Source organism: Thauera sp. WH-1, assembly GCF_047806685.1.
Taxonomy (GTDB): Bacteria; Pseudomonadota; Gammaproteobacteria; order Burkholderiales; family Rhodocyclaceae; genus Thauera.
Genome location: NZ_JBLQGP010000009.1, coordinates 36,802 through 50,183 on the forward strand (window position 1 = coordinate 36,802; position 13,382 = coordinate 50,183).

12 protein-coding genes are annotated in these 13,382 nt (G+C 70.8%); 10 read left to right on the forward strand and 2 right to left on the reverse strand.

Translation table 11 applies throughout. The features are described from left to right. Positions 1-44 precede the first annotated feature (44 nt). From ACMV5O_RS10630 to ACMV5O_RS10670, 9 genes are all read left to right on the forward strand, one after another. A complete protein-coding gene (locus ACMV5O_RS10630; protein ID WP_416163436.1) occupies positions 45-506 on the forward strand; it encodes a CopD family protein in 462 nt (153 codons plus the stop codon). A 131-nt stretch (positions 507-637) separates the two neighbouring features. Beyond that, positions 638-2,233, forward strand: a complete 1,596-nt coding sequence (locus ACMV5O_RS10635) for an ABC transporter substrate-binding protein (RefSeq protein ID WP_416163437.1) — start codon at positions 638-640, stop codon at positions 2,231-2,233. Positions 2,234-2,329: 96 nt separating this feature from the next. Continuing rightward, positions 2,330-3,313: an ABC transporter permease gene (locus tag ACMV5O_RS10640; RefSeq protein WP_416163438.1), complete on the forward strand. Its 984-nt coding sequence runs from the start codon at positions 2,330-2,332 to the stop codon at positions 3,311-3,313. 26 nt (positions 3,314-3,339) lie between these two features. After that, positions 3,340-4,356: an ABC transporter permease gene (locus ACMV5O_RS10645; RefSeq protein WP_416163439.1), complete on the forward strand. Its 1,017-nt coding sequence runs from the start codon at positions 3,340-3,342 to the stop codon at positions 4,354-4,356. Continuing rightward, positions 4,353-5,417 carry an ABC transporter ATP-binding protein gene (locus ACMV5O_RS10650; RefSeq protein ID WP_416163440.1) on the forward strand — a complete coding sequence of 355 codons (1,065 nt, stop codon included), beginning with the start codon at positions 4,353-4,355 and terminating at the stop codon, positions 5,415-5,417. The genes ACMV5O_RS10645 and ACMV5O_RS10650 overlap by 4 nt, the downstream gene beginning before the upstream one ends. After that, positions 5,414-6,667 (forward strand): ABC transporter ATP-binding protein, encoded by a 1,254-nt coding sequence (locus tag ACMV5O_RS10655; protein ID WP_416163441.1) that lies wholly within the window; start codon positions 5,414-5,416, stop codon positions 6,665-6,667. Before ACMV5O_RS10650 ends, ACMV5O_RS10655 begins: the two co-directional genes overlap by 4 nt. After that, positions 6,664-7,398, forward strand: a complete 735-nt coding sequence (locus ACMV5O_RS10660; RefSeq protein WP_416163442.1) for an SDR family NAD(P)-dependent oxidoreductase — start codon at positions 6,664-6,666, stop codon at positions 7,396-7,398. The genes ACMV5O_RS10655 and ACMV5O_RS10660 overlap by 4 nt, the downstream gene beginning before the upstream one ends. 89 nt (positions 7,399-7,487) lie before the next feature. Next, positions 7,488-8,240, forward strand: a complete 753-nt coding sequence (locus ACMV5O_RS10665) for an SDR family oxidoreductase (protein ID WP_416163443.1) — start codon at positions 7,488-7,490, stop codon at positions 8,238-8,240. Positions 8,241-8,264: 24 nt separating this feature from the next. Beyond that, positions 8,265-9,278: a DUF5924 family protein gene (locus ACMV5O_RS10670; protein ID WP_416163444.1), complete on the forward strand. Its 1,014-nt coding sequence runs from the start codon at positions 8,265-8,267 to the stop codon at positions 9,276-9,278. A 12-nt stretch (positions 9,279-9,290) separates the two neighbouring features. On the opposite strand, the gene ACMV5O_RS10675 is transcribed toward ACMV5O_RS10670, so the two are convergent. Further along, a complete protein-coding gene (locus ACMV5O_RS10675; RefSeq protein ID WP_416163445.1) occupies positions 9,291-9,713 on the reverse strand; it encodes a cyclic nucleotide-binding/CBS domain-containing protein in 423 nt (140 codons plus the stop codon). Positions 9,714-9,896: 183 nt separating this feature from the next. On the opposite strand from ACMV5O_RS10675, the gene ACMV5O_RS10680 reads away from it, so the two are divergent. Next, the gene (locus ACMV5O_RS10680; RefSeq protein WP_416163446.1) at positions 9,897-11,492 is read left to right on the forward strand and encodes a thymidine phosphorylase family protein; all 1,596 of its coding nucleotides are present in this window, start codon (positions 9,897-9,899) and stop codon (positions 11,490-11,492) included. Between the two features lie 45 nt (positions 11,493-11,537). Here the strand turns inward: ACMV5O_RS10680 and ACMV5O_RS10685 are convergent, their stop codons facing one another. Next, the gene (locus tag ACMV5O_RS10685; protein ID WP_416163447.1) at positions 11,538-13,382 is read right to left on the reverse strand and encodes a hypothetical protein; all 1,845 of its coding nucleotides are present in this window, start codon (positions 13,380-13,382) and stop codon (positions 11,538-11,540) included.

Consider the following 13,382-nt stretch of genomic DNA (forward strand, 5'->3'; position numbering starts at 1 on the left):
CCGGCACAATCGGGCATGACTTCATCGAACCGGAGCGACTGGCCGTGATCATCCACCCCTTCCTGCTGTTCCTGCACATCACCGGCGTCGCCGTCTGGGTGGGCGGCATGTTCTTCGCCTACGTCTGCCTGCGTCCCGAGGCCGCCAGCCAGCTTGAGCCTGCGCCGCGGCTGCGCCTGTGGCGCGGCGTGCTGGCGCGCTTCTTCAGCTGGGTGTGGGTGGCGGTGGCCGCGGTGCTGGCGAGCGGGCTGGCGCTGATCCTGCGCCTCGGCTTCGCCGCGGCGCCGCTCTACCAGCACCTCATGTTGCTGATGGGGCTGGTGATGATCGCGATCTACGTCTACGTGTTTTTCGTGCCGTATGCGGCCTTGGGCAAGGCGGTCGCCGCCGAGAACTGGAAGGCGGGTGGCGCGGCGCTGGGCCGCATCCGGCAACTGGTGGGCACCAACCTGACGCTTGGTTTCCTGACCATCGCGATGGGCACGCTCGGGCGCTGGCTGGGCTGAGCGTCACGGGCCGCACCCGGCGTCGTGGATTACCCGTATCACGTCGTCGTCGGGCTATGCCGCGCAGGCCGGCGATGCAACAATCGCCGGGCCTGTCTGCAGCCATCCACCCCTACCCGGAGATGCCACGAATGAAGACCCCCCGTGTTGCCGCTGCACTGTCGATCGCGACCGCCGCCCTCGCCGCACTGGCCGCCGGCCCGGCCGCCGCCGAAACCGTGCGCTGGGCCGCCGCCGGCGATGCCCTGACGATGGACCCGCACTCGCAGAACGAGGGCCCGACCCACGTCATGAACCACCAGGTGTATGACTCGCTGGTGTTCCGCGATCAGCAGATGAAGCTGGCGCCGCGGCTGGCGACCTCGTGGCGCATCACCGACGACCCGACGGTGTGGGAGTTCAAGCTGCGCGAGGGGGTGAAGTACCACAACGGCAACCCCTTCACCGCCGACGACGTGGTGTTCTCGATCATGCGCGCCAAGCACGAGAACTCGGACATGAAGGGCCTGCTGACCACCGTGGTCGAGGTGATCAAGGTCGATGACCATACCGTGCACCTGCGCACCGACGGCCCCAACCCGCTGCTGCCGAACAACCTCACCAATCTTTTCATCATGGACCGCGAGTGGGCCGAGGCCAACAAGGTGACCCTGCCGCAGAACTACAAGGCCGGCGACGAGACCTTCGCGGTGCGCAACGCCAACGGCACCGGCCCCTTCCGCCTGGTCAGGCGCGAGCCCGACGTGCGCACCGAGCTCGAGCGCAACGAGGACTACTGGGGCAAGGGGACCTTCCCGATGGAGGTCAGCAAGGTCGTGTTCACGCCGGTGCGCTCGGCCGCGACCCGCGTCGCCGCGCTGCTGTCGGGCGAGCTCGACTTCCTGCTCGATCCGCCGGTACAGGACCTCGAGCGCCTGTCCGCCGCCAGCGGGCTGGTGGTGCGCTCCGGGCCGGAGAACCGCACGATCTTCCTCGGCATGCAGCAGGCCTTGCCGGAGCTGCGCAGCTCTGACGTCAAGGGCAAGAATCCGTTTGCGGACAAGCGCGTGCGCGAGGCGATGAACATCGCCATCAACCGCGAGGCGGTCCAGCGCGTGGTGATGCGCGGCCAGTCGGTGCCCGCCGGCATCGTCGCGCCGCCCTTCATCGATGGTTACGACAAGGCGATGGACGTGGTGCCGGCGACCGACGTCGCGCGTGCCAAGGCCCTGCTGGCCGAGGCGGGCTACCCGAACGGCTTCGCGGTGACGCTCGCCTGCCCGAACGATCGCTACGTCAATGACGAGGCGATCTGCCAGGCGGTGACCGGCATGTTCGGCCAGATCGGCGTGCGCGCCCGGCTCAGCGCCCAGCCCAAGAGCATCCACTTCGCCGAGCTGCCCAAGGGCGAGTACGACCTCTACATGCTCGGCTGGGGCGTGCCGACGATGGACTCGCACTACGTCTTCCACTACCTGTTCGAGACCAAGAGCGACAAGGGCGGCTCGTGGAACTTCAGCGGCTATTCCAGCCCGCGCGTCGATGAGCTGGTCACCGCGATGACCCGCGAGATCGACCCGGGCAAGCGCGCCGGGATGGTCGCCGAGGTGTGGAAGACGGTGCAGGACGATGTGGTCTATCTGCCGATCCACCACCAGATGCTGAACTGGGCGATGAAGGACAACATCGACTTCCCGGTGCAGTCCGAGAACTACCCCTACTTCAAGCTGCTGAAGTTCAAGAAGTGAGCGCCCGCGCCGTGCCCGCCCTCGAGGCGGCACACGGCGCCCCGCAGGCTTCTGCTCCGATCCGTCGCGCCCGACGCGTCCTACCTCAAGGCCCTGATGCTCGCTTTCATCCTGCGCCGCCTGCTGCAGTCCGTCCTCGTCATGCTGACGGTGGCGCTGGTGTCCTTCGGCCTGTTCCGCTTCATCGGCGACCCCATCAACAACATGGTCGGTCAGGAGGCGACGATGGCCGAGCGCGAGGCCTTGCGCGAGTCGCTCGGGCTCAACGACGCGGTGCCGGTGCAGTTCTTCCGTTTCGTCGCCAACGCCGCGCGCGGCGAGTTCGGCGTCTCCTACCGCATGGCGCGGCCGGTGGCGGACGTGATCGCCGAGCGCCTGCCGGCGACGCTCGAGCTGGCGTTGATCTCGGGCGTCGGCGCGCTCGTGATCGGCATCGCGCTCGGCGTGTATACCGCGCTGCGCCGTGACGGCTGGTTGAGCCACGCGATCATGGGGCTGTCGCTGGTGGGGGTGTCGCTGCCCACCTTCCTGATCGGCATCCTGCTGATCTACGTGTTCGCGGTGGAGCTGAAGGTGCTGCCCGCCTTCGGCCGCGGCGAGGTGGTCGCGCTCGGCGGGTGGACCACCGGCCTGCTGACGACCTCGGGGCTGAAGTCGCTGATCATGCCGGCGATCACCCTCGGCCTGTACCAGCTCACGCTGATCATGCGCCTGGTGCGCGCCGAGATGCTCGAGGTGCTGCGCACCGACTACATCAAGTTCGCGCGTGCGCGCGGCTTGAGCGACCGCGCGGTGCATTTCGGCCATGCGCTCAAGAACACCCTGCTGCCGGTGATCACCATCACCGGGTTGCAGATCGGCTCGATCATCGCCTTCGCCATCATCACCGAGACGGTGTTCCAGTGGCCGGGCGTGGGCCTGCTCTTCATCACCGCGGTGCAGTTCGTCGACATTCCGGTGATGGCCGCCTACCTGGTGCTGATCGCGCTGATCTTCGTCGTCATCAACCTGATCGTCGACCTGCTGTACTTCGTCGTCGATCCGCGCCTGCGCGTGCAGCGCACCGGGCGCGGGCACTGAGCAGGCCACCGGCTCCGGATTCGAGCATGACTTCCACCCCGCATCCATCGTCCTCCGGCCCCGCGTCGCCACCTGGCGCCGGGGCGCCGGCCCCGGCCGAGCAGGCTTCGCGCACCGAAGCCCGGGGTTCGCGCTGGGCGCGCCTGATCGACAGCGACCTCTTCTACAGCTTCACCCATTCGCCGGTGACGCTGGTCTCGGCGCTGGTGACGCTGGTGATCTTCGCTGCCGCCCTGCTGGCGCCGGTGATCGCGCCGCACAACCCCTTCGACCCCGCCACGCTGAACCTGATGGATGGCTTCACGCGGCCGATGCAGGCCAACGAATTCACCGGCAACGTGTATTGGCTCGGCACCGACGCCCAGGGCCGCGATTTGTTCTCGGCCATCCTGTACGGTTCGCGCGTGTCGATCCTGGTCGGTTTTGCCGCGGTGGCCTTCGCCGCGCTGCTCGGCATCAGCCTCGGCCTCATCGCCGGCTACCGCGGCGGCTGGGTCGACAGCCTGATCATGCGCATCGCCGACGTGCAGCTGAGCTTTCCGGCGATCCTGGTGGCGCTGCTGATCTTCGGCGTGTTCAAGGGCGTGGTGCCGCCGGCGCTGCAGGACAGGATGGCGATCTACGTGCTGGTGGTGGCGATCGGCCTGTCGGACTGGGTGCAATACGCGCGCACCGCGCGCAGCTCGACGCTGGCCGAGAAGAACAAGGAGTACGTGCAGGCCGCGCGCGTGATCGGCGTGCCGGCACGGACGATCCTGCTGCGCCACATCCTGCCCAACGTGATGGGGCCGGTGCTGGTGATCGCCACCATCGGCCTGGCGCTGGCGATCATCCTCGAGTCGACGCTGTCCTTCCTCGGCGTCGGCGTGCCGCCCACGCAGCCCAGCCTGGGGACGCTGATCCGCGTCGGCCAGGACTTCCTGTTCTCGGGTGAGTGGTGGATCGTGTTCTTCCCCGGCCTCACCCTGCTGCTGCTCGCGCTGGCGGTGAACCTGCTCGGCGACTGGCTGCGCGACGCGCTCAACCCGAGGCTACGCCGATGAGAGCGAGGTCGCCCGCGGTGTACCAGGTGCCGGCGCGCGAGGGCGTGCCGCTGCTGTCGGTGCGCAAGCTGCGCGTCGAGTTTCCGTCGCGGCGCGGCACCCTGGTGGCGATCGACGACGTCTCCTTCGACATCGCGCGTGGCGAGGTGCTGGGCGTGGTCGGCGAGTCGGGCGCCGGCAAGTCGCTCACCGGCGCCGCCATCATCGGCCTGCTCGAGCCACCCGGGCGCATCGCCGGCGGCGAGATCCTGCTCGACGGCGCGCCCATCCACGCCCTGCCGGCCGAGCGCATGCGCCGCCTGCGCGGGCGCCGCATCGCGATGATCTTCCAGGACCCGCTCACCAGCCTCAACCCGCTGTACACGGTGGGCCGGCAACTGGTCGAGACCATGCAGACCCACCTCGAGCTGTCGGATCGGCAGGCGCGCGAGCGCGCGATCGAGCTGCTCGACGAGGTCGGCATCCCGGCGCCGCGCCAGCGCATCGACCACTACCCGCACCAGTTCTCCGGCGGCATGCGCCAGCGCGTGGTGATCGCGCTGGCGCTGTGCGCCGAGCCCGAGCTGATCATCGCCGACGAGCCGACAACCGCGCTCGACGTCTCGGTGCAGGCGCAGATCATCGCCCTGCTGCGCCGGCTGTGCCGGCAGCACCACACCGCGGTGATGCTGATCACCCATGACATGGGCGTGATCGCCGAGACCGCCGACCGCGTCGCCGTGATGTATGCCGGTCGCCTGGCCGAGATCGGCCCGGTGGAGGCGGTGGCGCGGCGCCCCGCGCACCCCTACACCCGCGGCCTGATGGGCTCCATCCCGGTGCTGGGCGCCGACGTGCGCCGGCTGGTGCAGATCGACGGCGCCATGCCGCGCCTGAATGCCGTCCCCGCCGGCTGCGCCTTCAACCCGCGCTGCGCGGAGGCTTTCGAGCGCTGCCGGCGCGAGCGGCCCGATCTGATGGCGGCCGGCGCGACGCGCGCGGCCTGCTGGCTGTATGACGGCGAGCAGGCCGCGCCAGCCGGGGTGGCGGCTGCGGCCAGCGCGTCGGGAGGCGAGGCATGAGCATCATCGAGCGGGCGCTGAACAAGGCCAAGCAAGAGGACAGGGAGGCGGTCGAGACCGCCGAGGGCCTGACCCATCAGCCCGCAGTGGAAACGCCCGCTCCGCCACTGGCGGTGGATGAGGTGCAGGCGCCCGGTGCAGCGCTGCTGCCAGCGGGCGAACAGCCAGCGCCCCGCGTCGAGCGGGCGGCGCGCGAGCCCGAGGCCCGGCCGCTGCTGCGCGTCGAGGACCTGCGCTGCGCCTTCGACGTCTCCAGGCCCTTCCTCAACCGCCTGTTCGAGCGCGAGCCGCGGCGCTGGCTGAAGGCGGTCGATGGTGTCTCCTTCGACATCGCGCGCGGCGAGACCTTCGCCCTGGTGGGCGAGTCGGGCTGCGGCAAGTCGACCGTGGCGCGGCTGATCGTCGGCCTCTACGAGCCGTCGGCCGGGCGCATCGTGTTCGATGGCCGCGACCTCGCCCTGGTCACCCGCGCGGCCGAGCGCCAGAAGCTGCGCCGCCGCTTCCAGATGATCTTCCAGGATCCCTACGCCAGCCTCAATCCGCGCTGGCGGGTGGCGCGCATCATCGCCGAGCCGATCCGCGTTTTCGGCCTGGAAAGCGACGACGCCGCGATCCGCGCCCGCGTCGCCGAGCTGCTGAGCCAGGTCGGGCTGTCGCCTGCCGATGGCAGCAAGTATCCGCATGAGTTCTCCGGCGGCCAGCGCCAGCGCATCTGCATCGCACGGGCGCTGGCCAACCGGCCGGAGTTCCTGGTGTGCGACGAGCCGACCTCGGCGCTGGACGTCTCGGTGCAGGCGCAGATCCTCAACCTGATGCGCGACCTGCAGGACGCGCTCGGCCTCACCTACCTCTTCATCAGCCACGACCTCGCGGTGGTGCGCCACATGGCGAACCAGGTCGGCGTGATGTATCTCGGCCGCATCGTCGAGCTCGCCCCCAGTCGCAGGCTGTTCGAGCGCCCGCGCCATCCCTACACCCGCATGCTGCTGGCGACCATCCCCAGCCTCGCCATGCGCGGCCAGCGCGAGGAGCTGGTGCGCGGCGAGGTGCCCAACCCGATCACGCCGCCGCCGGGCTGCAGCTTCCATCCCCGTTGCCCGCTCGCCGATGCGCGTTGCCGCAGCGAGGCGCCGGCGCTGCGTATGCTCGACCCGGGCCAGCGGGTGGCCTGCCATGCGGTGGAAGAGGGGCGCGACGCAGTGCTGGACGAGGCGGGCGCGGGCTCCAGCGCGAGGCGGGAGGCGACATGAGCGGCGCGGCGCAGGGGCGTGTGCAGCTCGCGTCGCAGGCGGAGCACGCTCCTGCGCTCGCCGTGGTGATAGGCGGTGGCGGCATCGGCGGCGCGCTGGCCGCGGCGCTGCAGGCCGACCCGGCCTTCGCCGAGGTGCTGGTGTTCGGCCGCGCCAGCACGCCGGGGCTCGAGCTGCGTGACGAGGCCAGCATCGCCGCCTGCGCCCGCATCGTCGCCGGCCGCGGCGTGCCGCGCCTGGTGTTCGATGCCACCGGTTTCCTGCACGGCGAAGGCATCCAGCCCGAGAAGAGCCTGCGTCAGCTCGATCCGGCCCATCTCGCCCATGCCTTCGCCATCAATGCCATCGGCCCGGCGCTGCTGATGAAGCATTTCCTGCCGCTGCTGCCGACAAGCGGGCGGGCAGTGTTCGCCACCCTGTCGGCCAAGGTCGGCAGCATCGGCGACAACCGCCTCGGCGGCTGGTATGCCTACCGCGCCTCGAAGGCGGCGCTCAACCAGCTCGTGCGCACCGCGGCCATCGAGCTGCGCCGGCGCAATCCGGTGGCGGTCTGCGTGGCCCTGCATCCGGGCACGGTCGATACCGGGCTGTCCGCCCCCTTTGCCAAGGCCGGCCTGCAGGTGCAGCACCCGGCGCAGGCCGCCGAGCGCCTGCTCGGCGTGCTGGCGGGCCTGGGGCCGCAGGATTCGGGCGAGTTCTTCAGCTACCGCGGCGAACGCCTGCCGTGGTAGTGGTGCGCGTGGCCCCGTCCATGGCCGGCGGCAGGCGCGCGAATGCGGCGACGACGACGGTGGAGGTGAACGCAATGGAGGAGAAGACCATGGAAGCAGCGCTGAGGACGAAAGCGATCGTGACCGGACACAGCCGCGGCCTGGGCGCGGCGCTCGCCGACGAACTGCTGGCGCGCGGCATCGGCGTGCTCGGACTGGCCAGGCAGCCCAACGCGGCACTGGCCGCCGCCCACCCCGGCTTGCTGCGCGAGCACCGGCTCGATCTCTCCGACAGCGCCGCGCTCGCGGCCTGGCTTGCCGGGGCCGAGCTGCGCGACTGGCTGGCGGGAGCGCAGACCGTGCTGCTGATCAACAATGCCGGCACCCTGCAGCCGATGGCGCTGCTGCCCGCGCAGGACCCGGCGGCGGTGGCGAAGGCGATCGCGCTCAGCGTGGCCGCGCCGCTGATGCTGTCCGCGGCCCTGGTGGCGGCCAGCCCGGCGGCTGGCGAGCGTCGTATCCTGCATGTTTCGAGCGGTGCGGCGCGCAAGCCCTATGCCGGCTGGAGCGTGTACTGCGCCGGCAAGGCGGCGCTCGATCACCACGCCCGCGCGGTGCAGCTCGAGGCCAGCCCCGGGTTGCGCATCTGCAGCCTGGCGCCGGGGGTGCTCGACACCGCGATGCAGGGCGAGATCCGCGCCACCACCACCGAATACTTTCCGCTGCGCGATCGCTTCGTCGAGATGCAGCGCAGTGGCGGCCTGGTCGCGCCCGCGGAGTGCGCCATGCACCTGATCGACTACCTGCTGGATGCGGACTTCGGCCGCGAGGCGGTGGCCGACCTGCGCGACCTGATGCAGTGACGGCGGGCATCCCGGGATGAGCCCATGGCGGTCCTGAAGATCCGCCTGCTGCGGCTGCTGATCTGGGTGCGCCGGCACCCGGGCCTGGTCGCGGCCTTCGGCTTCGTGTCGGGGGTGTTGAGCTTCTGGCTGATCGAGCGTCACGAAGGCGTGGGGCGGGTGATGGCGGCGGCGATGCTGGTGGCCTGGCTGCTGCTGGTGCTCGAGCGGGTGCTGAGCAATGCGCTGGCGGCGCGCTTCGGCTTCGGCCTGCCACCGGTGCTGCTGCGCTACCTGACCCAGTTCACCCACCAGGAAAGCCTGTTCTTCGCGCTACCCTTCTTCATCGCCAGCACCTCGTGGAACAGTGGCCAGGCGCTGTTCTCGGGTGCCGTGGCGCTGGCGGCGCTGGTGGCCATCGTCGATCCGGTGTATTACCGCCGGCTGGCGCCGCGGCGCTGGCTCTTCCTCGGCTACCACACCTTCACGCTGTTCGTGCTGCTGCTGGTGGCCCTGCCGCTGATCCTGCGCCTGCCGGCGATGACGAGTTACCAGCTCGCGCTCGGCGTGGCCGTGCTGCTGTCCTTTCCGACCCTGGCCGGCTCCATCACCGTGCCGCGCTGGTGGCGCGGGCTGCTGGTGCTCGCGCTGCTGGCTGCGCTCGGCGCGGCGGGCTGGTTCGCCCGCCTGTGGGTGCCACCGGCCACGCTGAGGATGACCGAGATGGCGGTGACCACCGCCGTCGATACCGACGAACGACGCCCGCAACAAGCGCTCGCGCGCATCGGCGCGGCGCAACTGCGCGAACAGGGCTTGTACGCCTACACCGCCATCCATGCGCCGCTCGGCCTGCGCGAGCGCGTCCGCCACGTCTGGCTGCACGACGGCAAGGAGGTCGACCGCATCGAACTCGAGGTCAGCGGCGGCCGCGCCGAAGGCTACCGGGCGTGGACGCGCAAGCTCAACTTCCCCGAGCGCCCCGAGGGGCGCTGGCAGATCCGCGTGCTGACCGACGACGACCGCATGATCGGCACCTTGCGCTTTCGCGTCGTGCCGTGAGCGCTGCGCGCTTCAGCAGATGCGTTCCCACAGGCTGACCTCGTCCTCGAACTGGTCGAGCTCGAGGCCCTTGAAGTCGCTGCGCGACACGATGCCGACGACCTTGCCGTCGGTGACCACCGGCAGATGGCGGTAGCCGCCATCGCACATCATGCGCAAGGCCTCGATCGCGGTGCGCTCGGGGGCGATGGTGTCGGGCTTGGCGGTCATGACCTCGGACAGATGCACGCGCGCGGCATCACCGTGGCGCGCCAGCACCTGCACGGCGTCGCGACCGGTGAAGATGCCCTTGAGGTGGGCATGGGCGTCGGTCACCAGCACCGCACCGACGCGGCGCTCGCACATGCGCTGGCAGGCGACTTCCACGGTGTCCGTGGGGCGCAGCATCAGGGGGTTCTGGTCCTTGACGATGAAGGAGATGTTGCGGTTGGTCATGATGGCTCCTCGGTTTGTAAGTGTGATTTCCATCACAGCTTAAGCATCGAGGCGCTTGACGGCGTTGACATTTGTTAAGCCGGCATACGATCGACCCCATGAGGCCTGGCAAGCGTGCGCTGTGACGCGCCGCATCGACGATGGAGCTGCGCGCGCCGGGCAGGCGGGTGTAGTCTTTTCGGCATGAACGCGACGCCTGCCCCTTCTCCCCCCGAACCGACCGCGAGTCCCGAGGACCAGCCCTTTCCGCTGAGCCTGCGGCGGGTGGCGATCGATACCTATCGCGAGAACGTCGCCTACCTGCATCGCGACTGCGAGATCTACCGCGCCGAAGGCTTCCAGGCGCTGGCCAAGGTCGAGGTGCGCGCCAATGGCCGGCGCGTGCTGGCGACGCTGAACGTGGTGGACGATCCGCGCATCGTGCGCTGCAACGAGATCGGGCTGTCGCTCGACGCCTTTGCCCAGCTCGGCGTGGACAACGGCCACCCGGCGATGGTGGAGCAGGCGGAGCCGCCGTCCTCGATTCCGGCGCTGCACCGCAAGATTGCCGGCGAGCGCCTCGGGCGCGACGATTTCCGTGCCATCGTGCGCGACATTGCCGAGCACCGCTATTCGAAGATCGAGCTCACTGCCTTCGTTGTCGCCAGCAACCAGGGCGAGCTCGATCGCGAGGAGGTGTACTTCCTCACCGAGGCGATGGCGGCGGTCGGCCAGCGTCTGGACTGGCGTGAGCGTCCGGTGGTCGACAAGCACTGCATCGGCGGCATTCCCGGCAACCGCACCTCGATGCTGGTGGTGCCCATCGTTGCCGCCCACGGCATGCTGTGCCCCAAGACCTCCTCGCGCGCGATCACCTCGCCGGCGGGCACCGCCGACACCATGGAGGTGCTGGCCAGGGTCGAGCTGCCGGTCGATGCGCTCGCCGACATCGTGCGCGAGCACCGCGGCTGCCTCGCCTGGGGCGGCACCGCCCACCTGTCGCCGGCCGACGACGTGCTGATCTCGGTCGAGCGCCCGCTGTCGATCGACTCGCCCGGGCAGATGGTGGCCTCCATCCTGTCCAAGAAAGTGGCGGCGGGCTCGACCCACCTCGTGCTCGACATCCCGGTGGGACCCACCGCCAAGGTGCGCTCGATGCCCGAGGCGCAGCGCCTGCGCAAGCTGTTCGAGTTCGTCGCCGCACGCATGAACCTCGTCATCGACGTCGTCATCACCGACGGCCGCCAGCCGATCGGGATCGGCATCGGGCCGGTGCTGGAGGCGCGCGACGTCATGCGCGTGCTCGAGAACGACCCGCGCGCGCCCAACGACCTGCGCCAGAAGGCGCTGCGCCTGGCCGGGCGCATGCTCGAGTTCGATCCCGACGTGCGCGGCGGCGACGGCTTTGCCATTGCGCGCGACATCCTCGACTCCGGCCGTGCGCTGGCCAAGATGGACGCGATCATCCGCGCCCAGGGCGCGAAGCCCTTCGACCACAATGCGCCCGCGCTGGCGCGCCTCTGCTTCGAGGTGCTGGCCGAGGCCGATGGCCTGGTCACCGGCATCGACAACCTGCAACTCGCCCGCATCGCCCGCGTCGCCGGCGCGCCCAAGGTGCAGGGGGCGGGGGTGGACCTGCTGAAGAAGCTCGGCGACCCGGTCGCGCGTGGCGAGGTGCTGTATCGGGTGTATGCGGACTACGCGGCCGACCTCGAATTCGCCCGCCAGGCCAGCGCGCGCGCCTCGGGCTATACGGTCGGCGAGGCCGCTGAGCTGTCACACCTGTTCGTGGAGTTCTGAGCCGGCCGCGCGGCGCACGCTTCAGGCAGACGGCGCCCCGGGCCCTCAGCCCAGGCGCAGCGTCAGGCTTGCGCGCTCGATGGCGAGCTCGGCGGCGATGCCGGACTCCACGCACAGGGGCTGCGCCGGCCATGCGTCGAGTGCCGGCGGCGCGATCAGCAGCGAGAAGCGCCCCGTCTCGATGCCGGTCGCCGGCAGGGCCTGAGCGCCGAGATGGAAGGACGGCCGGCGCACCGAGCCATCGGCAGTGCCGTCGGCGCTGTCGTCGAGTAGCCAGGCAAGCTGCAGCCTGAGCGCAAGCCCGCGGCCGTCGGGGTCGCCCGCATCCCGGTGCAGGCGCCAGTCCTCGCCCTCGCTGCCGCTCAGCCAGATGCCGCGCCCTTCCTGCAGCCCCACTTCGATGCGCAGCGCTTGCGCCTGCAGGTCGAGTGCCGGCCAGCGCACCGCGAACCGCAGCGCGCTGGCGCTGGCGGTGTCGAAGTCGAAGCCTTGTGTGAGCAGGGCCGGCGCACCGCGCCGGGCGTCGGCGGGCAGCACGCGCAGGCTGCCGCGCAGGCGTGCGGACAAGGGATGCCAGCCCAGGGCCAGGCCGGCCACGCGGCTCGGCGTGGGCAGCACCAGGCGACCCTCGACGCGCTGATCTTCCTCGAGCAGCAGGCCCTGGCGCGCATCGGCGCCGGACGCGGCCGGCTCGGCGCCCACGGCCGGCGTGTCGGCGCAGCGGATACGCCCGCCAAGCTGCAGCGCACGCCGGGCGCCCGCTTGCGGCGGGGGCAGGGCGATCGCCAGGCGGCTGTGGCGAGTGCCATCGAAGACCAGCCGCAGCCCGTCGGCGGTCGTGTCCTGGTCGGCATCCGGGTCGGCATCGGCGGCCGCAGGCGCGGCAAGCAGGTCGTATTCGGCGTCGAGGGCGAGCGCGGCATGCGGCACGCTGAGCAGGCACGGTGCGTCGGATTCGATGTCCAGGCGCAGGCCGGGCAGATCGGCGCCGGGCGGCAGCTTGCGGCAGGTGGCGACGATCTGCTCCAGGGCGGCGGCCCATTCCTGGGCGAGCGCGGAGCCAGGCAGGCTCACCGGCGTGGCGTGCTCGCCCGGCTCGATCGCCTGCCACAGCAGCCGCTCCTTGCCCCCTTCCAGCAGCATCAGGCGCAGGCGCGGACTTGCCGGACGGGCGGCGATGGCGACGCCAGGGACCAGCGTCGAGGTGAGCCGCCGCTGGGCGAACGCCCCGACCTCGGCGGCCAGCGCCGCGTCCTGCGCCTGCAGGATCTCGCCGCCCTTGGGCGGGGCGGCCGCGCGTGCCTGGGGCTGGGCGCGCGGCCTGGTGAGCATTGCCTCCCGGATCGTGTCGGCGCGTACGTTTGCAGGCAGCGGATGGTCGAAGCGCACCACCAGCGGCGAGCCTTGCCAGGGCGGGGCGAGCGCAACGCCGGTCTGCCCGCGCTGCGTGGCTTCGGCCGACACCGCCTCGCCGTCGGCGCGGTGCAGGCCGAACGCGTAAGGCTTGCCCGCATGCGGGCCGTCGATGCGGATCACCGTCGCCGGCCATACGAAGGCCAGCCGTGTCTGCTGGCGTCGGTCGTCGTCGACGGCTGAGAACCAGTGCGGGTCGTCGGTCGCCAGGGTCAGCTCGCCCGGCGAGAAGCGCAGCTCGAGCTGGCTGTCGGCCAGCTGCAGGGCGCGGGCGTCGCGGCAGGCCGCGGGCAGCGGCAGCCACAGCGAGCGGCGGAACACGACGCTGCCGGTGCCGCTGGCGAGCGGTCTGTCGAGCACGAACGTGGCACCCGCCTTCAGCTGCGTCGTGGCATTGAAGCTCGCGCTCGGATAGAGGCCGAAGGGGGCGGACGCCGGAGCGGACAGGGGGGCGGACAGGGGGGCGGACGGGCTCAC

Coding starts and splice junctions, on each gene's coding strand:
- ACMV5O_RS10635 (WP_416163437.1), top strand. CDS start 638: ATGAAGACCCCCCGTGTTGCCGCTGCACTGTCGATCGCGACCGCCGCC.
- ACMV5O_RS10640 (WP_416163438.1), top strand. CDS start 2,330: ATGCTCGCTTTCATCCTGCGCCGCCTGCTGCAGTCCGTCCTCGTCATG.
- ACMV5O_RS10645 (WP_416163439.1), top strand. CDS start 3,340: ATGACTTCCACCCCGCATCCATCGTCCTCCGGCCCCGCGTCGCCACCT.
- ACMV5O_RS10650 (WP_416163440.1), top strand. CDS start 4,353: ATGAGAGCGAGGTCGCCCGCGGTGTACCAGGTGCCGGCGCGCGAGGGC.
- ACMV5O_RS10655 (WP_416163441.1), top strand. CDS start 5,414: ATGAGCATCATCGAGCGGGCGCTGAACAAGGCCAAGCAAGAGGACAGG.
- ACMV5O_RS10660 (WP_416163442.1), top strand. CDS start 6,664: ATGAGCGGCGCGGCGCAGGGGCGTGTGCAGCTCGCGTCGCAGGCGGAG.
- ACMV5O_RS10665 (WP_416163443.1), top strand. CDS start 7,488: ATGGAAGCAGCGCTGAGGACGAAAGCGATCGTGACCGGACACAGCCGC.
- ACMV5O_RS10670 (WP_416163444.1), top strand. CDS start 8,265: ATGGCGGTCCTGAAGATCCGCCTGCTGCGGCTGCTGATCTGGGTGCGC.
- ACMV5O_RS10675 (WP_416163445.1), bottom strand. CDS start 9,713: ATGACCAACCGCAACATCTCCTTCATCGTCAAGGACCAGAACCCCCTG.
- ACMV5O_RS10680 (WP_416163446.1), top strand. CDS start 9,897: ATGAACGCGACGCCTGCCCCTTCTCCCCCCGAACCGACCGCGAGTCCC.